Raw genomic sequence first — 21,809 nt, forward strand, 5'->3', positions numbered from 1 at the left:
TGTTGAGACATCAGAACCAGAATTCTATTCCCCAAGTTAAAAGTATTATGACTGAACCCAACTGCACCCGCGAAAACCTTTTAACTCCCATCTCGACCCTCAACCGATGGCCATGAAGACGCTCGCCGATGTTTTCAGGGAGGCACTGGGGGAGAAGGGGATCGAGAGCTTCGGGGTGCTCTCAAAGCGCTTCAGAAAGTCAAAGAACAAGCTCCAGGACGTGGCAGTGGAGATAATCAACGGGAAGGGGGCAGTATTCCGCGTCCCGGAGAAGACCGCCGTTGCGTGGAATCTGAACGGCAACCGCGTTGAAGGCTCTTACTACGCCTACGCTCCCCTGTGCATGATGGAGAAGTTCGAGCCTGTTTTAACACCCGAAGAGCTGAAGGCAAAGCTCCCGGAGTGGCCCTACTTCATAATCGACCTCTACCACTGGGACAGGCACACCCAGAAGGAGAAGGGGAAGATATGCCTCCAGGTGAGCCAGAGCTACGGCCTTCTGAGGGACTACTTCACAGGTCGTGAGCTGGCAGTAACGTGGGCGAATGACGAGTTCAAGTCCATGTTCCACGGCCCTATCGGGAGGATAACAACCTACGCCGGACCGACGGCAGATTTTCTGAAGGAAAAGGACATCGACGAGGTTGTTCTCCTCGATCCCTGGGCGGAGGAGGTTCTGAGCGAGAAGGATTTCGACGTCGGGGCCTTTATAATCGGCGGCATCGTCGACACCGGTGGGAACAAGAAGAAGACCACGCCCAAGATAGGAGAAGAGCTTGAGAGGGCTGGAATAAGGGTACGCAGAAGGAAGATCGTTCTCAAAGGCGACATCGTCGGCGTCCCCGACAGGATAAACCGGATTCTGGGGATAATCCTCAAGATGATGGTGGAAGGGAAGTCGATGGACGAGGCAGTTTACGAGTTTCAAGAACCCCTCCACGCCCGCTGGCGCCTGAGGAAGGAACTGCCAAAGAGGGTCATCAGGTACAAGGTGAACGGCAAGACCTACAGGGTCGTCGAGAAGGAGCTTTTCGATGAATACTCCAAGTGGCTCAAAATCCGCTGGGAGGACTTCGTGAAGGTGCTGAGGGAGCTGGACTTAATAGCGCTTGAGAAGAAGAGGATACACCACCTCAACAAGATATCCAGCGCGAGGATAATAAACAGAAAGCTTTACAGGGTGATTCTGCTCAAAAAGGCCGCGATGCTGTGCTATAACTGCTGAGGCTTTCTTTTATCCGGTGTAGAAATCGGAGAATGAAAAGAAAGAACTCAGAAGAACACCACAACGGCATCCCCAACGACTGCCGTCTCGACCTCTTCGCCCTCGCTGAACACTGCCTTCCTGAGCACGATGTCCTCCTTGCCCAGCTCGACCGTCTGGCCTTCCACCTCAAACTCGACCTTTCCGGCCTCTTTGAGGGCCCTTGCAACCTCTTCCGCGTTCTCCTTGAGGTAGGCGGTGATCTTCGGCACGAGCTTGCCGTAGCGCGGGCCAACAGTCCTGAAGTTGGGCTTTATCTCAATGATGCGCTCCTCAAGTTCCGGCTCGCCCTGGATTACCTCCAGCCTCTCGATGTTCATGGTTCCGGCGATGTCCTTCTCGATGGCCTTCAGGGCCTCATAGCCCTCGGTGGCGTAGATGGCCACGTGCTTGAGCTTGGCGTTCAGAGCGAGGCCGTGGCTGTTCTTGTAGCGCCTCATGACACCGACTATCTCGCGGGCGAGCTCTCCGAGCCTCTCGGCCTCCTCGCTTATCCTGCCCTCATCGTACTTCGGCCACTCGAGGAGGTGCACGCTCTTGACACCAACGTGCCTCTTGAACATCTCCTGGTAGAGCTCCTCAGTTATGTGCGGCGCGAACGGAGCGAGGAGGAGCATCACGTTGTAGAGCAGCTCGTAGAGTGCCGCTTTCGCCTTCAGCTTGCTCTCTTCGTCGTCGCCGTAGAGGCGGTACTTGATCATCTCGATGTAATCGTCGGCCACCTCATGCCAGACGAAGGTCATCAGCTCTCTGGTGAGCAGGTTGAAGCGGTAGCGCTCCATCTCCTCGGTGGCGAACTTTATCAGCCTGTGGAGCCTGCTGAGTATCCAGCGGTCCATCGGCTCAAGCTCCTCCGGAGCGCTGCTCGGGTCAAAATCTACCAGATGACGCTCGGCGAAGCGGTAGATGTTCCAGACCTTCTGCAAAAACCTGTAGTTGTAGTCGACGGTCTCCCACTTGAACGGGTGGTCCTCTCCGGGCGGAGCGAGGGCGGTCCAGAGGCGGAGCGCATCGGCGCCGTACTTCGGGATGACCTCGTCCGGTGCTACGACGTTGCCGTAGCTCTTGCTCATCTTCCTTCCGTCCGGGCCGGCCACCATTCCGTTGATGAGGACGTCATCCCAGGGCTTCTCGCCGGTTAGTTTATAGGTTCTGAATATCGTGTAGAAGGCCCACGTCCTTATGATGTCCGTCCCCTGCGGCCTGAGCGCGGTCGGGAAGTTGTGCTCGAACCAGCGCTTGGCCTCTTCGTCGCCCTTGATGGCCTCGTGCCACCGGGTTATGATGAGCGGGGTTATGCTTGAGTCTATCCAGCAGTCGAGGACGTCCGTGACGGGCTCAAGCTCGGCACCGCAGACCGGGCACTTCTCGACCGGAGGTTTGTCAAAGCGCGGGTCAACCGGCAGGTCTTCTTCCCTCGCCGGAACCACGTGGCCGTTCTTGCAGACCCAGAACGGGAGCGTCGTTCCAAACACGCGCTGCCTGCTTATGACCCAGTCCCAGTCCATGCTCTCGGCCCAGTCCTTAAGCCTCAAGAACATGTCCTCGGGGTACCAGTTGATCTCCTCCGCGACCTTCACTATCTCGTCCGTGAAGTCCTTCACCTTGATGAACCACTGGGTCTTGGGGAGCAGCTCGATGGGCGCCATACAGGAGCTCCTCTCGGTGTGCCTCAGCACGCGGTGGTGGACCTTCTGCTTCTTATATAGCAGGCCCATCTTTTCGAGGTCCTCGGCTATTACCTTCCTCGCCTCCTCGGTTTTCAGCCCCTTGTACGGCCCGGCCCTCTCGTTCATCGTGCCGTCCTCGTTGATTGCTATGATAACCGGCAGGTTGTAGCGCTTCTGCCAGACGACGTCCTGCTCGTCGCCGTAGGTACAGTTGTAGACCGCACCGGTTCCAAATTCGGGGTCAACGTCCTCATCGGCTATAACAGGCACTTCCCTCTCGAATATCGGGAGCTTAACCTTCTTACCTACCACGTCTTTGTAGCGCTCGTCGTCCGGGTGGACGAACACAGCGACACAGGCAGGCATCAGCTCGGGCCTCGTGGTGGCTATGGGGACGTAGCCGCTTCCATCCGCCAGCGGGAGCTTGATGTAGTATAGGTAACCGTCCTCCTCAACATAGCCGACTTCAGCCTTAGCCAGACTCGTCCTGCATCTTGGACACCAGTAGACCGGGTGCTTGTCGCGGTAGAGCATGCCCTTCTCGTAGAACTCAAGGAGGGACTTCTGCACGGCAGCCTTGTACCAGTCATCCATCGTGTGGTACTCCAGGTCCCAGTCGGCCGAGTAACCTATCCTGATGAACTGGTTTCTCATCGCCTCAATGGCCTGCCAGGTCCATTCGACGCACTTCTGGAGGAACTTCTCCGGCTGGTCTTTGCTGATTCCGAACTCCTTCTCAACCTTCAGCTCGGTCGGGAGGCCGTGGTTGTCAAAGCCCTGGGGGAAGAGCACGTTGTAGCCGGTCATTCTCTTGTAGCGCGCTATGATATCAATCCAGGTGTGGCTGAGCACGTGACCGAGGTGGAGCGTTCCGCTCGTGAACGGGGGTGGGGTGTCTATCGCGTAGCTCGGCCTCTTCTCGTCGAGCTCGTACTTGTAGATTTTCTCCTCAAGCCAGAACTTCTGCCACTTCGGCTCAATCTCGTTCGGGTCGTAGGTCTTAGGAAGCATGGGCATCACCTTTTCGGTTTTTTGAAGATGGGTTACCCTCAGAAGGGCGGCTTAAAAATCTTAGCAACGCCGGTGGTGCCGGAGTAAGGGCTAACCAAGAAGCGCGGAACGCGTGAAATTCATGGGTCGAAATCGGCGTTACGGTGGACGATAGGCACCACCGGGGTATAGAAGGGGACAGGGGTTTAAAAAGTTTTGGCTACTTAACCGCCACCAGCCAGTACCTCCTGTCGTTGGGCCTCAGCTCGTGCCTATCCCCGTAGATTTTTACCTTCCTGAAATGCTTCCCAGCTAGGAGTCCCATCTCCCTCGGGGTGTAGATGTTGAGCTCGTCGTCCACAAAGACGGCCTTAACGTTCCCATCGGGTTTGATTATCTGGACGAGCCTCTTGAAGCGGAGCTTCTGGAAGGCCGGCTCGACCTCTCGCCAGTCGGTTATGACTAGCCTCTCATCTCCTTTCGTCTCGTCCCAGACTATCGGGCCGTCCCTCCCGCCGTAGTGCCATGCTGGGAAGTCGGCGATGAAAAGCCCGCCCGGTTTCAGAGCCCGTTTTACAGAATTAAATAATTCGCGAATTGCAGAATCATCGAAGTAGGTAATTGAGGAGAAGAACATGGTCACCGCGTCGAACTCCTCCTCAAAGGTTATTTCGATGGCGTCACCCTGGATGAACTCAACGTTCAGGCCTTCCTTCTTCGCTTTCCTCCTTGCAACGGCCAGCATCTCCTCGTGGAGGTCTAAACCGACAACCTCGTACCCCCTCCTTGCGAGCTTAAGGGTCGGAATTCCGGTGCCGCAGGCGAGGTCGAGGACTCGCCTTACACTTCTCTCCGCATCTTCCCTGAAGGTTTCTTCCACGAAGTCGATTTCTGCCCCAACCCGTTCTGCCCTCCTCCGGTATATGGCGTCATAGTACTCCGCTAGGAGGGTGTAAAGCTCGTGCATCCCACCACCAAAAATGAATGTAGGTTCAGGTTTAAAATTCTACCTCCAGCTCCTTGAATGCCTCAATCAGCCTCTCGTTCTCCTCCCTCTTCCTCACGCTGAAGCGGACGTACTGAGGCAAACCAAAGCTCGTGCAGTCCCTCACGAGGATTCCCCTCTCTTTCAGCCGTTCGACGGTTTCCCTCGCATCGCCGACATTTTTTATGAAGAAGTTGGCGTCGCTTTTGATGTTCAGGGCCTTTTCCATCCGCTCCTTCTCACTCCAGATGAGCGGCATCGTTTTCTTGAGGTGCTCGAAGCCGTCCTCGATGAGGAACTCCAGAAAAGCGTAGCCGAGCGAGCCTATGCTCCAGGGCATGCGGACGCTTTTAAAGGCCTCCTCAAAGCCGATGACGTAGCCGACCCTTATCCCCGGCAGGCCGTAGCTCTTGGTGAAGGTCCTGAGCTTCACGAGGTTTTCCCCTTCGGGACTTTTCGCCCCTTTGACAAAGTCTATGAAGGCCTCGTCGAGAATGAGGAGGGCTTTTCTATCCTCCACAGCGTCGAGGAGAGGTCTAAGCTCTCTGACGCGGTAGAACCTTCCGTCGGGGTTGTTGGGGTTGCAGAAAAATGCAACAGAGTTTCTCTCGACGAGTTCCGCCAGCATTTCTGGCTCGTTGGGAGCTTTGACGACCTCTGCCCCAAAAATCCGCGCAACCCTCTCGTACTCGCCGTAGGTGTGGCGGGGGATTATCACCCTCCTTCCGCGGAGCGCGAGGATGCCGATTAGATAGAGCGCCTCGGTGATGCCGGCCGTTAGGGTTAGAGGTTCCCCTATCAGCTCGGCAAGCCCTTCTTCAAGCTTCTCGTAGTAAGGATACCTGTCGCTTATCTCTTTGGAGCGCTCAAACATCTCGTCGAGCCACTCAGGTGGATATGGATTGAGTGATGCCGAGAAGTCCAGCAAACCTTCTTCCCTGCTTCCGCCGTGGTAGGTTGAGAACTTCACGGGCTCAAGCATGGGAACACCCCCAGCAACAGCATTAAAACAACAATTCCGATCCATTCAGCAACGATGAACCAATAAACCCTCAGGGCTCGCCCGATATCATCGTTCTCTGGAGTCCTACCTGGAAAGCGGTAAACGCCAGGTTTTTCCAGCCAGACGCCGAGGACGGCTGACATCGCTGAGATGGGTTTGTCAGAGTTGAGTTTGAACCTCGCGAGACGGTAGTGCTGGAGGACATTTCTTCCACCGAAAGGAAGGTAGAGGAGAACTGTCAATCGGGCCGGAATGAAGTTGAGGATGTCATCCAACCTGGCGGAAAACTTGCCAAAATATTCATAGCGCTCGTTCCTGTAGCCGAGCATCGCGTCGAGAGTGTTGACGGCGCGGTAGAGCAGAGCTCCAGGGAGGCCAAAGAGGAGGAAGTAGAACAGCGGGGCGATTACTGAGTCGTTGAGGTTCTCGGCGAGGCTCTCTATTGAGGCGGAGTTGAGGTGGGCCTCATCGAGAGCTCTGGTGTCTCTGCTCACTATCATCGAGACGGCCTTCCTCTTTTCCTCGACCTTCCAAGTTACGGTTTTCGCGACGTGCTCGTATAAACTTCTAATGGCGAAGGAGCTTTTGAGGAGGTAAACGGCCAGAGCATAGTTGAGCGGGAAAGTGAGGTAGAACGGGAGGAGCGAGAGAGCTAAGGCAAAGATGACAACGATGAGAGCAACCAGTGTCCCTGCGAGAAAATCCCGGAGAGGGCTTTTTCTTTTCCACCTTTTGTCAAGAAAGCCCGCCATCTTTCCGAACCACACCACAGGGTGAAGCTTCGCCGGCGGTTCTCCAAGGAGCAAGTCCCAGAGCAGTGCAAGGAAGAAAACCGTCAGAACCTCCATTCTCCGAAAACCTCCCCTATTGCAGAATACTCCTCCAGCATCTCCTCGTTCGGCTCTCTGATTCCGCGCCGCACGTACCATGCCGGGTGTTTGAGGTACCTGAACTCAAAGCCGAGCCGTTTCAGCGCTTTCTCAGCCGTTCTGCCGACCGCGAAAATGGCCCTTGGCATCACTACTTCAAGTTCCCTCGCGAGTAGCTCAAGCTCACCCTTGCCGAAGCCTTTCAGCCTGTTATCGGGCGGGTTGCACTTGACGACGTTGGTGATGTAAAGAAAGTCCGGGTTGATGCCCAGAGTGAAGAGCGTCTTCCTAAGCAACATGCCCGAGGCGTCGCGGTAGAAGCATATCCCGGTCTTTCCGCAGCCCTTCCTTCCCGGTGCCTCTCCAACGAGGACAACCCCCGAACCGGCCCAGCCGTTGGCGAAGGGAAGGCCATCAAACTCGCCCACCCTGAGCTGATAGCGGTAGTACTCCTCGCGGCAGAACCATAGGGGGTCTTTGAGGAGCTCGCGGTAGAGGCCTTCCAGCTCCCGGGCTTTTCTCTCGTCTTCCCCGTTCACGACGAGGAATCTCTCCATCGGGTTGTATATCGTCCTCGCGTAGACCCCGTAGGTCTTCTCGTCCAAGCTCAGGAAATCCCTCCAGTCGCGGAGGGCTAACGGAATTACTTTAAGATTGGCAGGGTTTGTGTAGACCCCACCGACCTTTTTGAGGTTCTCAAACGGCAGGAGCATAATGGATAAAAAGTCCAGAGGGTTTATAGGTTTGGTGGTTCGATGTCTCACGAGGAGGGAATTGCATTCTTTTCCGGTGGAAAGGACGGGCTTTACGCGGTCCATCTTGCGGAGAGAAAAGGGATTAAAGTCCCCTATCTGCTCACGCTGAAAACCACAATAGGCATTTCACCCCACCGGGAAAATCTCGGAGCTTTAGAAACACTCGCCGGAGCAATGGGAAAGGAACTGCTCACCTTCGACATGGGGGAGGGAAGCGAAGCTTTGGCGGAGTTCATAGGCTCCCTCGGTGTTGATTACCTCATAGCGGGAGACGTTCTGCTTGAGGATCACCTGAGATGGGTTGAGCGTCTCGCCCGTGAGGCCAGTGTGACTCCATTTGAACCCCTCTGGGAACGGGACACGGGGGAGCTCGCCGTTGAAATGCTTGAGGCTGGCTTTGAATACGCGATGATTGCGGTCAACAAGGAGAAGCTCGACAGAGAGTGGCTTGGCTACACCTTCCGCTCGGTTAGGGATTTAGAGCTTTTCCTCGATTCAAATCCCAGCGTTGACCCGATTGGAGAGATGGGAGAGTTCCACACGGTCATTTTGAGAGCTCCTCTCTTCCAGGAACGCTTTGTCCTTGAGGTGTTCTCAACTGAGGAAAGCGAGAGGTATTACTGGGTCAGGTTCAGGCTGGTGAGAGAATGAGAACCAAAGAACTCCTCAAAAGGCTCGAATCAAAGGAGATAACCCTCGAAAAAATGCTCGATACTGCTATGGAGCTTTATATAGGAGAAGGGCAGGAGGGAGTCCGGAAAAAGCTCCGGGAGCTGATGCTGAAGTATTTGAGCGACATCAACGTTCAGGCATTAATTCTTTCCGCTCTCCTGCTTGAGGAGAACTTCACGGTCGAAGACGACCCTGTGAATTTAGTGGCGGACGAGCTGATTGGAATAAACATCGCCGAATACATAGGTGGAAAGATGGCGCTCTTCAACTTCTTCTACTACGACACAAGGAAGCCCGGGATTCTGGCGGAGCTACCGCCCTTTTTGGACGATGCCATCGGAGGCTTCATAGCGGGCTGCATGACGAGGCTCTTCGAATCGGAGGCGGACTGGCCATGAGGAACCTCCTGCCGTTCTTGACACGGGTGCCAATCAAGGGCGACTTCGAAAAAGCCCGCGAGGAGCTCTGGGCCTTTCCACTCGTTGCATTAGTTAGTTCAGCGCTCCCAACGCTCGTCCTCTACTTAAGGCTTCCCCTCTCGAACGTCCTAGCGGTTATCGCGCTTTACTTCACCATTGGCCTCCTTCACCTCGACGGCTTGGCGGACTTTGCCGACGGAGTGATGGTCAAGGGCGAGCGGGAGAGGAAGATAAAGGCCATGAAGGACGTAAACACAGGTATAGCCGGCTTCTTTGCCGTGGTAATGGTTCTGCTCCTGCAGGTTTACTCGCTCGGGCTCGTTCCTTTCTATGCGCTCTTTTTAGCCGAGCTGAACTCAAAGCTCGCCATGCTCCTCGCTTTAGCCACTAAAAAACCGCTCGGCCAGGGGCTTGGGGCGTACTTCATGGAGGGTATGAACGGTAAGCAGCTCCTCGGCGGGCTCGTTTTCTACGCCATCCTCCTCGCCCCTGTAGTTGTCTACGAGCAAAATGCCCTGGTCTCGCTCCTCGGTCTGGCTTTCGGAGGTTACACCATCAAAGTTGCCCTCGACAACTTCGGCGGGATAAACGGTGACTGCCTTGGTGCAATAGCGGAGATAACGAGGAGTGGGACGCTTTTGGTCATGGCGTTTGCGGGGCAATGGATTTAAAGGGTAACAAGATAAGAACGGTGCGGTGGGATAATGGAAGAGGTGGAGAGAATATTTGCCAAGCTTCCACCCGAGGCCCGGAGGGAGCTTTTAGACTACGCGGAATTCCTGCTTCAGAAATATGGAAAGCGAGAGGCTAGAGGATTTAAGTTTACATGGGAAGGAAAGCTGAAGGGCGTTAAGATGACCTCCGTTGAACTTCAGCACAAGGCCTCGGAGTGGCGAGAGGATGTATCTGGTTGACACGAACGTCTTTCTTAGGGAACCACTTTCCGAACTTTTGGAATATCTATGGGTCATCAAGGAGTTCTTTAAAGACCTTGACGGAAATTCCCACTTCTCGAAGGATAGCCCTTAAAAGGCCAGTTTTTAGGCTTTTGTGTAGCGGAACCGTTATCATTTTTCCGGAAGGGCCAATTAGAATAACGTGAGAACCTTTTTGACGAGCAGGGTAGTATCCCAACTTTCGAAGGGCTTTAACAACTTCCTCTCCGGAAACGTCCCGTGGAAGCTTTGTCATAGGGATACCTCGACGATGTGGCTTTTCTCGGAGCGAATGAACTTTTTCATAGTCTTTCCAAGTTCTTTCTCCTCAAGGACTTCAAGGTAGAGCTCGATAGCCTCTTTTATGTTTTTAAGAGCTTCCTCTTTTGTTTCACCCTGGCTAAAGCAACCAGGGAGGGCGGGAACGTATGCGACATAGCCACCTTCCGGTTGAGGTTCAAGTACGACCTTAAACTTCATCAGTCTCTCACCGCCAAAAGCTTACCCTCACGGGTTAAATAGGTTTTTATTTTCCATACCTCTAGCAGGGAAAAACACAAAAGAGCCGTTTTAGAAAAGCCCCATATTCCGTCAAGGTTATTTTTCTGTAGGAAGCTGAATCCCCGGAATCACATCGAGTCTATCCAACTCCCTGTCCTCGAAGGCCGCATAAGGCAGGTATCCCCTATCCTGGGCCTTTTCTATAAAGTCGAGGATTCTCACGAGGTCTTCCTCGCCCCTTGTCCCGTCGTCAACGTAGTCCACAACCAGAACGACTTTTCCGGCCTTGACAACCCTATCAAGGAGTGAAACCTTTTCGCCCGTCCAGGGACTCGACCCAAGGCCGTCGTAGAAGACATCTTCACTCGCCCAGCCCGAAACCGTCTCAAGGAGCGTTCCATTGTCGTATTCGAGCAGATACTCCCCATTCTGGGGAATTATTATGAAGCTCGGTCCTGCCTTGGAGCGTGTGTAGTTCGCTATTTCCAGGATAAACTCAATCATCTGCCTGGCCGTCCAGCTCTCCCCATATTTCTCGGCCCAGAACCAGTACTCATCGACCTTGTCGAGGTAAACACCCGAAAAACCCTGCGCGATGATTTTGTCGAGGTACTTAAAGATGATTTGCTTCCACCCCTCCTCCCAGTACTTGACGGCGTAGTTGCCCTCCCAGTCCGGATTCTCCGGCCCGAGCCATCCAGGAGAGTTCTCTTTCCACCCATCTTTCCAGTAGAAGCGGTAATTCTCGGCCTCGCCGATGCTGATGTAGGCTATGGGGATTACCCCCGCCCTCTTAATCATCTCGATTTCTTCCCGCGTGTAGGCCCTCTCATCGCTCCCGTCCCTTGAGTAGTCCATGACAACCAGCTCAAAGCCGCTCCTCGCTATAACCTCCGGACTCGCGTTCTGGAGCCAGTACGCCCAGCCCCTAACCGAGGAGAGGTTCAGCCTTCCCTTAACCTGGATTTGGCTTGAGTCTTCACCTTTTGGAGTGGTCTGAGTCGTTGGTGTTACGTTTTGCTGAACTATTTTGGGGAAGTTGTGTTCGATGGAACCGGAAAGGAGGTGTGCGATAACTGAAAAGGAGAAGACGTCGTCTCAGGTATGGAGCGGGAAGAGGACGAGATCGAAGTCGTGCTGGTTTTCTCTGTTGGAGCGTTTGAAAGACAGGCGGATGCCAAAACTATGAGGAGCGAGAGGAGTAGCACGCCGGCGAGCCGCATAGAGGTAGTTGGGGGAAGACCTTTTAACCGTTGCCCGCTATCAACTCCCATGATAATCATCATGGCCGGCGGAAGGTCGAGCAGGATGGGCCAAGAAAAGCCTGTCCTGAAGGTAGGAAATAGGTCGATGCTCCTGCGCGTTTACGAGGAGACCGAAAAGGTTGGAGAAACCCTCGTTGCCGTCTCCAAGAAGGCGCCGAAGACGAGGGAGCTCTGCCTCCGCGAGGGGATTTCCTTTGTTGAGACGCCGGGGAACGGCTACGTTGAGGATCTGATTTACCTTCTTCGCGAGTTTGGGCCTTTCGTCAGCGTTTCCGCCGATCTGCCCTTCCTGAAGGCGAGTGATGTAGTGGCCATCGAGAAGGCCTTTGACGGGAGAACTAGTCTGACCGGCGTTCTTCCCCCAAAGCTCGTTCCGAAGGACTTAAGACCTGTTGTTTATCGGGGCTACGCGATAGTCGGCCTCAACGCCGTCGGAACTGAGGGAGAGCGATTTTTCGAGCTGAGCAACCCGCTCTTGGCTTTGAACGTGAACACACCGGAAGAGTTAAAGCTCGCCAACCGAATATCCCGTCTGGTGGGAAGATGAGGGGCAGTGAGGTTAAGGGTGCAATAGCCTTCGTTCTCTTCATGATCATCGCGGGACTGTTCCTCTTCGGCTTCCTGCTCTTTGCAGTGGTTCTAATCCTCATCGGTCTGCTCCTTTTCCTCGGCTTCTACCTCTACGTCCGCCTGAAGCTCTGGCGGGCGAAGAGACACCCACCCAAGGAGCTTGAGGGGCCGGAGGACTACTTTTAGAGCCCCAGCTCTCCTAAAATCCTCTCCACGTCGAGGTTTCTCTCAACAATCCCCGCGAACCTCTCAATTTCCTCCTCTATGCTCCACCGCTCAATTGAAACCGGCTCAAGGCCCTTCTCTGCCCTCAGGAAGTTGAGGAAGCGCTCGGTGAAGACGAAGTTGTGAAAGATGCCGTGGAGGTATGTCCCGAAGGCTCTCTTCCCGATGGCCCCTTCAGGCTCAAAGGTTTTCGCCCCGTTGAGGGTGGTTATGACCGAGAACGGCCTCTCAGAGGTGCTCCTGCCGAAGCGTATCTCGTAGCCCTCAACCGCCGTTCCCTTTGCCGGTCCCCACAGAACTTTAGCGGTTAAGTGGTTCGTCCTCTTGGTCTTTTCGAAGACGGTCTTAGCAGGCAGAAGGCCGATGCCATTCACAGTTCCTCGCTTCGACTCAACAGTATCTATTATCTTCTCACCCAGCATCTGGAAGCCGCCGCAGATTCCGACGACGAAAGAACCCTCGCGGTGAGCCTCTATTATGGCATCTTCAAAGCCGTTCTTCCTTAGCCAGAGCAAATCCTCGACTGTGTTCTTGCTCCCGGGGACTATGATAACGTCGCCTCCGATTTCCTCCGCTTTGGTGACGTAATCAACGCCGTTGGCCCAGTGGAGGGGCTCAAAGTCTGTAAAGTTGCTTATGTGGGGCAGCTTAATTACCTGTATGTGGAGCTCGCCTCTGACTTTTGGAAACTCTGCTAAGGAGTCCTCCTCCGGTAAGCGGTGCTCGACGTACGGGATAACGCCCAAGGTGGGCTTCCCGTAGCGCTTTTCAAGGTACTCGAAGCCGGGCTTTAGGAGCGATGCATCCCCCCGGAACCTGTTGAAGACGAAGCCGATTATCGCTTCCCTCTCCCGTTCACTCAAAAGCTCCATCGTGCCCACTATCGAGGCAAAGCTCCCGCCCCGGTCTATGTCGGTAACGAGGATTCCCTTTGCCTTTGCGTGGAGCATCACCCTCGTGTTCGCTATGTCGTAGTCCTTGAGGTTGATTTCGACAGGACTGCCGGCGCCTTCGATTATGACGAGGTCGTGCTTCTCCTTCAGCTCGTTGAGAACGGTCATCGCTTTCCTGAAGAGCTCCTCCTTCTTGGACAGCATGTAGTCTCTGGCCGAAACGCTTCCCACTGGCTTCCCCATGAAGACGACCTGGCTTCTCATGTTGCCCTCCGGCTTGAGCAGAATCGGGTTGAACTTAACGCTGGGCTTTTTTCTGCACGCTATTGCCTGCAAATACTGCGCCCTGCTTATCTCGCCCCCTTCGATGCTCGGCGCTGAGTTCAGGCTCATGTTCTGGCTCTTGAATGGAACGACGTCGTAGCCGAGGTTCGAGAAAACCCTGCAGAGGGCTGTAGCGAGGAGCGACTTTCCAGCTCCTGACGAGGTCCCGAGTACCATTAAAGCCTTTCCCATCCTCCCACCGTTCGGAGTTGGCCGAAGGACATATAAACCCTTGGATAAAAAGTCCAGCGGTGGTTGAAATGGAGAGCCTCTTCCTGCTGGTTTTGGGTAACACGGAGATAAGCACAGTCCCGGGAATAAGTGTGGCCGGGGCTACACCCGAACTTACCAGACTCACCCCAGTAGCCGATGCGGAGTACCTCTTCCACGAGAAGCCCCTGACTATTGATGTAATCCCCGTAACCCCTGAAGGCCACCCGACGCCGGCTATAATCACCAAAGCGGCGAAGGAGCTTGCGAACTTCCCGGTTCTAGTTGTAAGGGGTGGAACATATCTCGCTCCGCTCGTCCCCCATATCCACATCAGCAACGCCGTCGGGAGGGACTTTAGGAAAGAACCTGCACTGCCGGAGTTTGGGGAGATAATCAGGCGTGCCAAGCTCCTCGGCGAGGAGCTGAACAAGATGCCAATCAAGGAACTCGTCATCGGTGAATCAACGCCTGGCGGAACTACAACTGCCCAGGCCGTTCTGTGGGCGCTCGGGTATGAAGCTAAGACGAGTTCGGCCTCGCCCAATAACCCTCAAAGCCTGAAGGAGAAGGTCATCAGCGAGGCCTTCAAGAGGGCCGGAATTGAGAAGGGCCAGCTCAGAGACAATCCTCTCGAAGCTCTAAGGCAGTTCGGCGACCCTATGCTGGCGACGGTGATAGGTGTCTCCCTCGGCTTCAGGAAGAACGTCGTCCTGGCTGGAGGAACGCAGATGCTGGCCGTCTCAGCGCTCCTAAGGGCCCTCGGCGAGAGCCTTGATAGGTTCATGATAGCCACAACAAAGTGGGTGGTAAATGACAAAAGCGCAACCTTCCTCGAAACGGCGAAGGAAATTGGGATAATAACCTATTCGGCCGACCTTGACTTCTCCAGGAGCGAGTTTAATGGTCTTAAGGACTACGAGCGCGGCTACGTCAAGGAAGGAGTTGGAGCGGGAGGGGCGACGTGGCTGGCCGTTAAAGCCGGCTTCTCGCCAGAAGAAGTCAGCAAAAAGGTCGAGGAGCTTTACGGAAGGCTTATGGAGATGAAGGCCACCTGAGGAGCTCTGCCCTAATTCCAGCTTTTACCGCTTTTTCGTAACATCTTTTTGTCGTCGGTTATCAGCTTGGCACCGGCTCTTTTTGCACATGCTAGGAAAAGGACGTCAAAACCGCTTGCCTTTGTAGTAATTCCCAGGTCAATGGCGATTTCAAGGAGATAAACGTCCGAGTACAGTAGGGAATGTTCGGTAATAAAACTAACCGCAAGCCTGGAAAGGGCCGGATTGTTGGAGAGGCGTGAGACAACGGAAGCCGTCTCCACAAGCATAGCAACCGGCTCGTGTAGCAGTATCCTACCCATGGTCACTTCATCGAGAATGGACTTCGCTTTTCTGTGAAGCGCGAGCCGGGAGTAGTAAACTTCGTCCCTTTTCTTCCGCTTTGGTGGAACAAAGCCCTTCACGAAGACGCTCGTGTCGAGGACGAGGTCAGTAGTCATAGTTCCTCTCCCTCATCTCCCGTACCATCTCGGTTATGTCCTCTACGTCTTCCGTGTACTCAGTCTCCTCTTCCGCAAGTTGAATGAGCTCTTCAAGGGTAACCTTGCTCTTCTGAAGTTCCTTTAACCGTATTTTCAACAAGAGATTCTGTGCATCAAGGAAGAGCCTTTCAACCTGGCTCTCAACGTCCTCCATTCTCTCACCAGCGTTAATAGGGGCTGAAGCTATTTAACCTTTGTCGCTTCCCACTTTCTCAAACTCTCCTCAAGTGCCTTCCTGACGGCTTTTCCGATGTTTATCCCCAGCTCCGTCGCCGTTCCTGCCCACTCGATTTCACCTTCGAAGGCAAAGACACCAATCCCATCGCTCGTCGTTCCCGTCGCGTTGTAACCGAGGCTGAGGAGAGTGTATGTCTTTGCCTCCGTTGCCGTCATTATTGCGTTGGCCATCGCACCGACGGTCAGGCCGTCCTCGATGACGAGGGCGATGTTTATCGTCCCCGGCTTCCAGGGAGGCGGCACATCGCCGGCTATCGCTGGGTTTGTGATTCCTGCGGTGACATAGGCAGTAACGCTTCCGCGCCTTGAAACCGCGAGTACCTTTTTGACGTCGGCCGCCGTCATGAAACCGACGAAGTTTTTGAGCCCATGTTCCATCTCAAAGGCATGGCAGTCGGCTTTGTAATCCCCCGCATAATCCTTGTGCACCATCATGAAGAAGAAGCCGTTGGCTTTGGTTAATCCTCCCCTGCAAGGGGCGTTGCTCAGGGCCAGCATCGGCTCGTTGAAGGGTCGTATAAAGTGCTCAAACTCCATGTATGCACATCCGCGGGTGGGGATATAACGCTTGCGCCGTTAAACGCTTCTGTTTGCTGAAAGGTTATTAAGTTCAGGGATGAGGTTAATCGGGTGATGGTATGGGAGCGGAAGAACACAAAAAGAAGGCCCCACGGAAGTTCAAGTTCGCGGTCATAACGGTCAGCGACACAGCCAGCAGGGGTGAGAAAGAGGACAAGAGCGGGAAGTTCCTCGTTGAGGAGCTTAAAAAGGCCGGGCATGAGAGGGTGCTCTACAAAATCGTCCCCGACGAGAAGATAGAGATAATTGGCGCCGTTGTCGAGGCCTTTGAGAGGGGAGCTGAAGTTGTCGTTACCTCTGGCGGAACCGGAATAGCGAGCAGGGACGTTACGATAGAGAGCCTAAGGCCGCTGTTCGACAAGGAACTTACTGGCTTCGGTGAGATTTTCAGGCTTCTCAGCTACGAGGAGATTGGAACTGCCGCGGTCATGACGAGGGCAACCGCCGGCATAATCAGGAGCTCGGGAAGGGCGATGGCAATCTTCTGCCTGCCGGGAAGCCTCGGCGCGGCGAAGACGGGAGTAAAGATCATCCTCAAGGAGGCCGGCCACGTCCTCAAGCACGGGAGGGAGTGAGATGAGAGAGTTCAAACGCCTCACACCCTATAAAGAAGCTTTAAGCCTGCTCCTCGATGATTTAAGCGAGATTGATGAAGTCGAAGAAATTCCACTGAAAGAGGCCCTCGGCAGGGTTTTAGCCGAGGACGTCGTTTCGCCGATAGACAGTCCGCCCTTCGACCGTTCCGCTGTGGACGGCTACGCTTTAAGGGCGGAGGACACATTTTCGGCGAGGGAATACAGTCCGGTTGAGCTGAGGGTTATAGATGAAATAGTCGCCGGCGAGGAGAGCAAAGCCAAAGTGGAACCCGGCACGGCGGTAAAGCTCATGACCGGCTCAAAGATGCCGGAAGGAGCGAACGCAGTTCTCATGCAGGAGATGGCAGAACGTAAGGGAGAGGTAATAAGGGTCCTTCGCCCCGTTGCTCCCGGTCAAAACGTGGCCTTCGCCGGCGAGGACGTAAGGAAGGGGGAGATAATCCTGCGGAAGGGGCAGGTTCTAAGGCCGCAGGATCTGGCCCTCCTTAAGAGCATTGGTTTCAGGACAGTTAAGGTCAAGAGAAAGCCCCGCGTCGGGATAATAGTTACCGGCGATGAGCTGATAGAGGAGTTCTATGAGGGGGCATTGAAGGCAGGAAAGATTATGGAGAGCAACTCGGTGATGCTAAAGGGACTTGTAAGGCAGTATTTCGGTGAGCCAGTCTTCTACGGCGTCCTTCCCGATGACGAGAAAGCCATAAGAGACGCAATAGAGAGGGCCAAGAATGAGAACGATCTCGTCCTCGTCACCGGCGGCTCTGCCTTCGGCGATAAGGACTTCGCTCACCGCTTTGTCAGGCTCATGTTTCACGGCACGACGATAAAGCCCGGAAGGCCAGTAGGCTACGGCGAGAGGGTCTTCATAATGAGCGGTTATCCTGTGGCTGTCTTTGCCCAGTTCCACCTCTACGTCAAGCACGCCCTGGCAAAGCTCGTCGGTGCTAAGAACTACGAGATTCGCGTTAAAGCAACGCTCACTGAGCGTGTATCAAGCCAGCTCGGAAGGCACGAGTTCGTGAAGGTGTGGTACGAGAACGGCAAGGCAAGGCCGATTAAGAAGAAGGGCAGCGGGATAATAAGCTCGCTCGTGGAGAGCAACGGGTACATGGAAATTCCAGAGGACAGTGAAGGATACCTCAAGGGAGAGACCGTCGAGGTCGTACTCTACTAACTAAGCCTCCTGGAGAAAAGACTCCAGCCTGATGAACTTTAGGATGGCGCGGACGTCCTCGGGTATGTCCCTGAGCTTCCGCGGGTCGCCCAGCATCTCAAATACCTCAATTACTTCCGTCGTTTTCCTCTCTCTTCTCTTCTTGGGTGGGTATCCCTGCCAGGGTGGGTAATACCTCAAAAGAATCTCCCATTTGTTTTTGCCTGCGATCCTCATGGTCTTCTCCGTGTGACTCTTTCATCTAGTCCCTAATAAACTTTTTCAACGCACCAGAGGGCATCGTCGAAGATGTTTCGGTGAGCGTCTATGGCCCGCCCGTAACCCCCGCCCCCATCGGTGCCCAACGGCGAACTCGGGCGGGTTAACCCAGGCGGGCCGTCTGTGCTCGGCCTGGGTTTCCCGCGGCCATCGTGCTCCGTAACGCGGAAGGCCCTCCCGCGGGGACCTCGCTGAGGCCGAGCTGTAGCCCCCGCATCGCCCCCCGGTTCATTCTCCCCGGGGTCCTCGCGCGGGGGCATTTTTAAAGTGGAAAGAAGAGGTATATAAAGCTGTCTCACTCCATGAGTTTTCTGAGCTGGGCGTAGAGCCTGTTCTCAAGGCTTTCCTTCTCAATAACAAGTATCAGTGTGCCCTTGTTAATTATCACGAAGTCCCTGAGCTTCGATAAGAACTTCATGAGGCTCTCCCAGGAGTTGTAAACGGTGAGATACTCAAGGCAGTCGATGACTATTATCCCGTGATCGCCCATCCTGGCGAACTCCTCCAGATACTTGTACGACAGCTCGGTCATTCTAGCAAGGTTCGTCGGGTTTATGGTGTTCTTGAACCTCCCCTGGAATGGTATCGTCGTGACGAAGTAGTACTGCCATCCGTCGGGAACCTGGGTAACGTCCCTAACGAAGGCTAGAACCGGCCTGTCCTTGAGCTTCTCCCTGAGCTTTTCATATTCATTTCCGTTGACTATGATGACTCCCGGCTTTAGGTCGACGGGTGCCGTAACCCTTCCCTTCCGCGGCGTGAATGACTCCGAGGATGTGAGCTTCACCATGGCGACTACCATGCTCACTATCAGTATCGTGGAGAGTGTGAAACCAACGACCTTGTACCACTCCTCGATTCCAAAGAGCGCGGCGGGAATCAGGTGCAGTCCAAAGAGGATTATGCTGATGTAGAGGTATTTGACGGCACTCTTGTAAATCTCCTCGGTCTCCTTCAGCAGGAGTCCTCCCGCTATGACGAACACGCCCGTTATGCCGAGGGTGGCGGCGCTCGTTATGGTCCACACGGCGTCTCCGGTGTAGAGGTACACCCCAACCATGTATATCATAAACGCCACTGGCATTACCGCCAGTACGGCCAGGGTTCTGTACCTGACGGTGATGGACTCTTCCTCAAGGAACTTTACCGCACCATAGAATATTAAGCCAGAGAACGCTGGCAACAGGAGGATTCCTATCATCTGAATGTTGGGATTTGCGAGGGTTGTGGAGAGGATGGCCAGAAAATCGAATATCCACGCCAACGAGAAGGCCAGGGCTGATCTTCTCCGATTACGAAGGTATATACGGAATATCCATCCCGCGGCCACTAGGTCCGCGATCAGGACCATCACGGCCTCGGCAAGTACCAGCGCATGAATGCCATCCAATACGTCTCACCCCACTTTCCTTTCGGGATCCCCAAACCCGTCCCATTTAAACGGCCGATGCGGAGGAGTTCTGAGAGCAGTTTCATCCTCAAATTTAACGACCAAGACTTCGGGTCTGGCTATCACCATGGCCACCCTTCCCCTCTCGTGGCGCTTCACTATCCTGTACCCATCGGCCTCCTTCCTCATTGGGAAGATTATCGTGAACGGATAGTTGGGATAGTACCAGAACTCCTTGCCCCTGTGTATGCCCATCAGATCGCCAATGAGATAATAGCCGTAGAGGGGTATAAGCTTTGCGCCCTCGAATTTCGCACCTAATGCCTCGAAGAATTCGTGGTTCACACCCACGCCGCTGATTATCGCCGTCTCGATGTCCTCGCTGTACGGTTCAAAAAGCGCCATAAGCGGAGGCGCCGAGCGTACGGTGTTTATAGAGTCTCGCTCCATGATGCGGTTCGTGTACCTAACCAGTGGATCCAGTATCTTTAAAACAGCTTCCAACCCCTGGGTCTCGTAAACTTTCTTCAACCCATCGGTTTCCATACCTATGAAGTACAGCAAACCCCCGTAGCTCCACACCAGCTCGCTGATCTCTTCCTGAAACCATCCGTAGGGACCGTGGGCAATGGTTCTCATCCGGTGCTTCTCGTCGTAAGTCTTGTTGAGGGCGTAAACTTCATCTAGAGACGTTCTCAAATATCTATGAACGGCGAAAAGATATCCCCTGTCCCAGTGACCAATGGCCCGCTCCCTGGTGGTTCCAGAGGACTGATAGAACCTAATCTTCCCGGTGTATCCGTCGGGAACGAAGTCCACCCAGTTGTGCCTGAGGTATTCCTCCTCCACGATGAGTCCGGAATTAAAAATATTCTCAAAAACTTCCTCCAGAGTCCCTTGGAATATTGAATCCAAATCCGGCCGAAGCTCTGCGGAGACTCTCCTCCAGTAGGGGGTGGTTTGAAAATGAAACTCAAAAACCTCTCTGAGATACTCTGTTACAGTGAAGTCATTAATCTTCAGTGGATTTTTATACAAACTACCAAGTATCTCCCCATAGTTCATAGTGACAATTTAAAAAACTTGTATAAAAATATTTCCTGTTGAAACTTATTCTACAAGTTGGAAAAATCTCAATTGTTATATAATCCAAAGTAATGTATTGTTCCGGTGAGTTTACATGGCTTTGGTTGTTGGAAGGGTTGATAGGGAGGGGGTTGATGACCTTAGATACACTCTTGGAAAAGCCCTAGAGACGACACGATTCTGGCAGGAGAAGTTCTCAGGAGTTGACCCCGATGAACTATCCATAGAGGACCTCGCCAGTCTCGTTGATGCCGTAAAGATAACCCCCTGCGATCTCTACGACATCGATAGGGTATGGCCCGATTATATCCAAGATGCCCGGATATTTTACACCGTGATGCGGACGAGCGGAACAACTGGGAAGCCCAAGAGAATAGCCTACACCCGAGACGACCGCTTCCGGACTGCCCGTCAGATAGAGCCATGGGTCAGAGAGTACATGGACAAAGGTGATAGAATCGCCTCGTTTTTCCCACCGCTACCATCTTCATCCGGAATGTTTGCCTTCGGGAGCTTTGAAGCGCTCAACGCAAAGTCCGCCTACTACCAGATACCGATCCAGTACCTCCTCGACAAGGAGATGCTCCTTAAGGAGCTAAACTACATAAAACCCACCGCTCTCTTCTGTCTGACGGCGACTGCCTACAACCTCGGCCTCGTTCTCCCAGAGTCCATAAAGAAGGATATCCAGACGATAGTGGTAGGCGGCGAGACACTTACCCCCGAGCTCGCGAGGGCGACCCTTGAGCTGTTTGAAAACGCTGTGATAATAGACAACTTCGGCTCGACGGAGGATGCCATAACCGGCTACCGCGTCATCACGAAGAAGAAAGCCACTAAATTCAACTTCGAGGAGTCCATAGTCGTCCTCAAAGACAACGGCGACGGCTACGACGAATACAAGCGCATCTACATAACCAAGGTCATGAGAGAGGGCGAGCTCACTGGTCTGCCCCTCTTCAACTACGACATCGGCGACCTCGCAAGGATTGAAGACGGCGAGGTCAAGAACATAATCCGCATCAAGGATGTCGTAACGCTCGCAGGAGCCAAGCTCCACATCGACCAAGTGATGGAGATAGTCTACGATCATCCGGACCTCCTTGACTTCGTGATAATCTACTACCCACTCTCACCCGAGAACCCCAAGCCGAAGGCCATACTCCGCGTTGCCTACAGCGGAGAAAAGCCAGCGGGAATAGAGGACGAGGTTAGGGAGCTCATCTACGAGGCAAACAACCCGGTTCGCTACGAGGTGGAGGAGTCCAAGCAGGCAGAGCTGGTCATTGAGGCGGTTCCCCTTGAGAAGCTCAGGGCTGACCTCCCTAAGAGGCTCGGAAAGACCAAGAGGATATACATCGTCGGCAAGGATCTCTGATTCTGCCGTTCTTTCCCTTCCAAT

Annotated in this window: 27 protein-coding genes; 11 read left to right on the forward strand and 16 right to left on the reverse strand. The window is 54.1% G+C overall.

Annotation, left to right across the window (positions count from 1 at the left end; translation table 11 throughout):
- Positions 1-112: 112 nt before the first annotated feature.
- Complete coding sequence (gene trm10, locus E3E25_RS05195) at positions 113-1,225, forward strand: tRNA (guanine(9)-/adenine(9)-N1)-methyltransferase (protein ID WP_167892701.1); 1,113 nt, start codon at positions 113-115, stop codon at positions 1,223-1,225.
- Positions 1,226-1,272: 47 nt separating this feature from the next.
- Here the strand turns inward: trm10 and E3E25_RS05200 are convergent, their stop codons facing one another.
- The 5 genes from E3E25_RS05200 to E3E25_RS05220 form a co-directional block, all read right to left on the reverse strand.
- A complete protein-coding gene (locus E3E25_RS05200; RefSeq protein WP_167892702.1) occupies positions 1,273-3,945 on the reverse strand; it encodes a valine--tRNA ligase in 2,673 nt (890 codons plus the stop codon).
- Between the two features lie 199 nt (positions 3,946-4,144).
- Positions 4,145-4,891 (reverse strand): class I SAM-dependent methyltransferase, encoded by a 747-nt coding sequence (locus E3E25_RS05205; protein WP_167892102.1) that lies wholly within the window; start codon positions 4,889-4,891, stop codon positions 4,145-4,147.
- Positions 4,892-4,922: 31 nt separating this feature from the next.
- On the reverse strand, positions 4,923-5,891 hold the full coding sequence (locus E3E25_RS05210; RefSeq protein WP_167892103.1) for an aminotransferase class I/II-fold pyridoxal phosphate-dependent enzyme: 969 nt from the start codon (positions 5,889-5,891) through the stop codon (positions 4,923-4,925).
- Positions 5,876-6,760 carry an adenosylcobinamide-phosphate synthase CbiB gene (cbiB, locus tag E3E25_RS05215; protein ID WP_167892104.1) on the reverse strand — a complete coding sequence of 295 codons (885 nt, stop codon included), beginning with the start codon at positions 6,758-6,760 and terminating at the stop codon, positions 5,876-5,878. The genes E3E25_RS05210 and cbiB overlap by 16 nt, the downstream gene beginning before the upstream one ends.
- Positions 6,748-7,494 (reverse strand): uracil-DNA glycosylase family protein, encoded by a 747-nt coding sequence (locus E3E25_RS05220; RefSeq protein WP_167892105.1) that lies wholly within the window; start codon positions 7,492-7,494, stop codon positions 6,748-6,750. Before E3E25_RS05220 ends, cbiB begins: the two co-directional genes overlap by 13 nt.
- Before the next feature lie 42 nt (positions 7,495-7,536).
- Here E3E25_RS05220 and E3E25_RS05225 point away from each other — a divergent pair, with 42 nt between their 5' ends.
- Genes E3E25_RS05225 through E3E25_RS05240 form a run of 4 tightly spaced genes read left to right on the forward strand, consistent with a single transcriptional unit; the run spans position 7,537 to position 9,541 of the window.
- On the forward strand, positions 7,537-8,187 hold the full coding sequence (locus E3E25_RS05225; protein ID WP_167892106.1) for an ATP pyrophosphatase: 651 nt from the start codon (positions 7,537-7,539) through the stop codon (positions 8,185-8,187).
- Positions 8,184-8,606: an alpha-ribazole phosphatase CobZ gene (cobZ, locus tag E3E25_RS05230; RefSeq protein WP_167892107.1), complete on the forward strand. Its 423-nt coding sequence runs from the start codon at positions 8,184-8,186 to the stop codon at positions 8,604-8,606. Before E3E25_RS05225 ends, cobZ begins: the two co-directional genes overlap by 4 nt.
- Positions 8,603-9,298: an adenosylcobinamide-GDP ribazoletransferase gene (cobS, locus tag E3E25_RS05235; protein ID WP_167892108.1), complete on the forward strand. Its 696-nt coding sequence runs from the start codon at positions 8,603-8,605 to the stop codon at positions 9,296-9,298. Before cobZ ends, cobS begins: the two co-directional genes overlap by 4 nt.
- Positions 9,299-9,331: 33 nt before the next feature.
- Positions 9,332-9,541: a DUF2281 domain-containing protein gene (locus E3E25_RS05240; RefSeq protein WP_167892109.1), complete on the forward strand. Its 210-nt coding sequence runs from the start codon at positions 9,332-9,334 to the stop codon at positions 9,539-9,541.
- A gap of 46 nt (positions 9,542-9,587) precedes the next feature.
- Here E3E25_RS05240 and E3E25_RS05245 read toward each other — a convergent pair whose 3' ends face one another.
- The 3 genes from E3E25_RS05245 to E3E25_RS05255 form a co-directional block, all read right to left on the reverse strand.
- Entirely contained in the window at positions 9,588-9,818 is a 231-nt protein-coding gene (locus tag E3E25_RS05245) for a type II toxin-antitoxin system HicA family toxin (protein ID WP_167892110.1), read from the reverse strand.
- A complete protein-coding gene (locus E3E25_RS05250; protein WP_139680862.1) occupies positions 9,815-10,042 on the reverse strand; it encodes a type II toxin-antitoxin system HicB family antitoxin in 228 nt (75 codons plus the stop codon). Before E3E25_RS05250 ends, E3E25_RS05245 begins: the two co-directional genes overlap by 4 nt.
- Before the next feature lie 117 nt (positions 10,043-10,159).
- Entirely contained in the window at positions 10,160-11,137 is a 978-nt protein-coding gene (locus E3E25_RS05255; protein WP_370456667.1) for an MJ1477/TM1410 family putative glycoside hydrolase, read from the reverse strand.
- A gap of 198 nt (positions 11,138-11,335) precedes the next feature.
- Between E3E25_RS05255 and E3E25_RS05260 the strand changes: the two genes are divergently transcribed.
- Positions 11,336-11,875 carry an NTP transferase domain-containing protein gene (locus tag E3E25_RS05260; RefSeq protein WP_055429406.1) on the forward strand — a complete coding sequence of 180 codons (540 nt, stop codon included), beginning with the start codon at positions 11,336-11,338 and terminating at the stop codon, positions 11,873-11,875.
- Positions 11,872-12,084 (forward strand): hypothetical protein, encoded by a 213-nt coding sequence (locus E3E25_RS05265; protein WP_167892111.1) that lies wholly within the window; start codon positions 11,872-11,874, stop codon positions 12,082-12,084. Before E3E25_RS05260 ends, E3E25_RS05265 begins: the two co-directional genes overlap by 4 nt.
- Here E3E25_RS05265 and E3E25_RS05270 read toward each other — a convergent pair.
- Positions 12,081-13,532: a cobyric acid synthase gene (locus E3E25_RS05270; protein WP_167892112.1), complete on the reverse strand. Its 1,452-nt coding sequence runs from the start codon at positions 13,530-13,532 to the stop codon at positions 12,081-12,083. The genes E3E25_RS05265 and E3E25_RS05270 overlap by 4 nt on opposite strands.
- 68 nt (positions 13,533-13,600) lie before the next feature.
- On the opposite strand from E3E25_RS05270, the gene cobT reads away from it, so the two are divergent.
- The gene (gene cobT, locus E3E25_RS05275; RefSeq protein ID WP_167892704.1) at positions 13,601-14,608 is read left to right on the forward strand and encodes a nicotinate mononucleotide-dependent phosphoribosyltransferase CobT; all 1,008 of its coding nucleotides are present in this window, start codon (positions 13,601-13,603) and stop codon (positions 14,606-14,608) included.
- 11 nt (positions 14,609-14,619) lie between these two features.
- Here cobT and E3E25_RS05280 read toward each other — a convergent pair whose 3' ends face one another.
- Genes E3E25_RS05280 through E3E25_RS05290 form a run of 3 tightly spaced genes read right to left on the reverse strand, consistent with a single transcriptional unit; the run spans position 14,620 to position 15,864 of the window.
- A complete protein-coding gene (locus E3E25_RS05280; RefSeq protein ID WP_167892113.1) occupies positions 14,620-15,048 on the reverse strand; it encodes a type II toxin-antitoxin system VapC family toxin in 429 nt (142 codons plus the stop codon).
- Entirely contained in the window at positions 15,038-15,244 is a 207-nt protein-coding gene (locus E3E25_RS05285; protein WP_167892114.1) for a hypothetical protein, read from the reverse strand. Before E3E25_RS05285 ends, E3E25_RS05280 begins: the two co-directional genes overlap by 11 nt.
- Before the next feature lie 29 nt (positions 15,245-15,273).
- Entirely contained in the window at positions 15,274-15,864 is a 591-nt protein-coding gene (locus tag E3E25_RS05290) for an adenosylcobinamide amidohydrolase (protein WP_167892115.1), read from the reverse strand.
- A gap of 101 nt (positions 15,865-15,965) precedes the next feature.
- Between E3E25_RS05290 and E3E25_RS05295 the strand changes: the two genes are divergently transcribed.
- Together E3E25_RS05295 and glp are read left to right on the forward strand one after the other, a co-directional pair.
- The gene (locus E3E25_RS05295) at positions 15,966-16,481 is read left to right on the forward strand and encodes a molybdenum cofactor biosynthesis protein B (RefSeq protein WP_167892116.1); all 516 of its coding nucleotides are present in this window, start codon (positions 15,966-15,968) and stop codon (positions 16,479-16,481) included.
- Position 16,482: 1 nt separating this feature from the next.
- The gene (glp, locus tag E3E25_RS05300; protein WP_167892117.1) at positions 16,483-17,673 is read left to right on the forward strand and encodes a gephyrin-like molybdotransferase Glp; all 1,191 of its coding nucleotides are present in this window, start codon (positions 16,483-16,485) and stop codon (positions 17,671-17,673) included.
- On the opposite strand, the gene E3E25_RS05305 is transcribed toward glp, so the two are convergent.
- Genes E3E25_RS05305 through E3E25_RS05320 form a run of 4 tightly spaced genes read right to left on the reverse strand, consistent with a single transcriptional unit; the run spans position 17,674 to position 20,386 of the window.
- Positions 17,674-17,889 carry a hypothetical protein gene (locus E3E25_RS05305; protein WP_167892118.1) on the reverse strand — a complete coding sequence of 72 codons (216 nt, stop codon included), beginning with the start codon at positions 17,887-17,889 and terminating at the stop codon, positions 17,674-17,676. It abuts the gene before it with no gap.
- A 32-nt stretch (positions 17,890-17,921) separates the two neighbouring features.
- The gene (locus E3E25_RS05310; RefSeq protein WP_167892119.1) at positions 17,922-18,191 is read right to left on the reverse strand and encodes a hypothetical protein; all 270 of its coding nucleotides are present in this window, start codon (positions 18,189-18,191) and stop codon (positions 17,922-17,924) included.
- A gap of 35 nt (positions 18,192-18,226) precedes the next feature.
- Positions 18,227-19,321: a DUF835 domain-containing protein gene (locus E3E25_RS05315; RefSeq protein WP_167892120.1), complete on the reverse strand. Its 1,095-nt coding sequence runs from the start codon at positions 19,319-19,321 to the stop codon at positions 18,227-18,229.
- A gap of 6 nt (positions 19,322-19,327) precedes the next feature.
- Entirely contained in the window at positions 19,328-20,386 is a 1,059-nt protein-coding gene (locus tag E3E25_RS05320) for a hypothetical protein (RefSeq protein ID WP_167892121.1), read from the reverse strand.
- A gap of 115 nt (positions 20,387-20,501) precedes the next feature.
- Between E3E25_RS05320 and E3E25_RS05325 the strand changes: the two genes are divergently transcribed.
- Complete coding sequence (locus E3E25_RS05325) at positions 20,502-21,785, forward strand: phenylacetate--CoA ligase family protein (protein WP_167892122.1); 1,284 nt, start codon at positions 20,502-20,504, stop codon at positions 21,783-21,785.
- Positions 21,786-21,809 lie beyond the last annotated feature (24 nt).

The sequence above is a fragment of the Thermococcus sp. MAR1 genome, assembly GCF_012027305.1.
Classification (GTDB): Archaea; Methanobacteriota_B; Thermococci; order Thermococcales; family Thermococcaceae; genus Thermococcus.

Coding starts and splice junctions, on each gene's coding strand:
- E3E25_RS05210 (WP_167892103.1), bottom strand. CDS start 5,891: ATGCTTGAGCCCGTGAAGTTCTCAACCTACCACGGCGGAAGCAGGGAA.
- E3E25_RS05225 (WP_167892106.1), top strand. CDS start 7,537: ATGTCTCACGAGGAGGGAATTGCATTCTTTTCCGGTGGAAAGGACGGG.
- E3E25_RS05320 (WP_167892121.1), bottom strand. CDS start 20,386: ATGAACTATGGGGAGATACTTGGTAGTTTGTATAAAAATCCACTGAAG.
- E3E25_RS05205 (WP_167892102.1), bottom strand. CDS start 4,891: ATGCACGAGCTTTACACCCTCCTAGCGGAGTACTATGACGCCATATAC.
- cobZ (WP_167892107.1), top strand. CDS start 8,184: ATGAGAACCAAAGAACTCCTCAAAAGGCTCGAATCAAAGGAGATAACC.
- E3E25_RS05280 (WP_167892113.1), bottom strand. CDS start 15,048: ATGACTACTGACCTCGTCCTCGACACGAGCGTCTTCGTGAAGGGCTTT.
- trm10 (WP_167892701.1), top strand. CDS start 113: ATGAAGACGCTCGCCGATGTTTTCAGGGAGGCACTGGGGGAGAAGGGG.
- E3E25_RS05240 (WP_167892109.1), top strand. CDS start 9,332: ATGGAAGAGGTGGAGAGAATATTTGCCAAGCTTCCACCCGAGGCCCGG.
- cobT (WP_167892704.1), top strand. CDS start 13,601: ATGGAGAGCCTCTTCCTGCTGGTTTTGGGTAACACGGAGATAAGCACA.
- E3E25_RS05260 (WP_055429406.1), top strand. CDS start 11,336: ATGATAATCATCATGGCCGGCGGAAGGTCGAGCAGGATGGGCCAAGAA.
- E3E25_RS05285 (WP_167892114.1), bottom strand. CDS start 15,244: ATGGAGGACGTTGAGAGCCAGGTTGAAAGGCTCTTCCTTGATGCACAG.
- E3E25_RS05270 (WP_167892112.1), bottom strand. CDS start 13,532: ATGGGAAAGGCTTTAATGGTACTCGGGACCTCGTCAGGAGCTGGAAAG.
- glp (WP_167892117.1), top strand. CDS start 16,483: ATGAGAGAGTTCAAACGCCTCACACCCTATAAAGAAGCTTTAAGCCTG.
- cobS (WP_167892108.1), top strand. CDS start 8,603: ATGAGGAACCTCCTGCCGTTCTTGACACGGGTGCCAATCAAGGGCGAC.
- E3E25_RS05200 (WP_167892702.1), bottom strand. CDS start 3,945: ATGCTTCCTAAGACCTACGACCCGAACGAGATTGAGCCGAAGTGGCAG.
- E3E25_RS05220 (WP_167892105.1), bottom strand. CDS start 7,494: ATGCTCCTGCCGTTTGAGAACCTCAAAAAGGTCGGTGGGGTCTACACA.
- E3E25_RS05290 (WP_167892115.1), bottom strand. CDS start 15,864: ATGGAGTTTGAGCACTTTATACGACCCTTCAACGAGCCGATGCTGGCC.
- E3E25_RS05295 (WP_167892116.1), top strand. CDS start 15,966: ATGGGAGCGGAAGAACACAAAAAGAAGGCCCCACGGAAGTTCAAGTTC.
- cbiB (WP_167892104.1), bottom strand. CDS start 6,760: ATGGAGGTTCTGACGGTTTTCTTCCTTGCACTGCTCTGGGACTTGCTC.
- E3E25_RS05245 (WP_167892110.1), bottom strand. CDS start 9,818: ATGACAAAGCTTCCACGGGACGTTTCCGGAGAGGAAGTTGTTAAAGCC.
- E3E25_RS05265 (WP_167892111.1), top strand. CDS start 11,872: ATGAGGGGCAGTGAGGTTAAGGGTGCAATAGCCTTCGTTCTCTTCATG.
- E3E25_RS05310 (WP_167892119.1), bottom strand. CDS start 18,191: ATGCCCCCGCGCGAGGACCCCGGGGAGAATGAACCGGGGGGCGATGCG.
- E3E25_RS05305 (WP_167892118.1), bottom strand. CDS start 17,889: ATGAGGATCGCAGGCAAAAACAAATGGGAGATTCTTTTGAGGTATTAC.
- E3E25_RS05325 (WP_167892122.1), top strand. CDS start 20,502: ATGGCTTTGGTTGTTGGAAGGGTTGATAGGGAGGGGGTTGATGACCTT.
- E3E25_RS05250 (WP_139680862.1), bottom strand. CDS start 10,042: ATGAAGTTTAAGGTCGTACTTGAACCTCAACCGGAAGGTGGCTATGTC.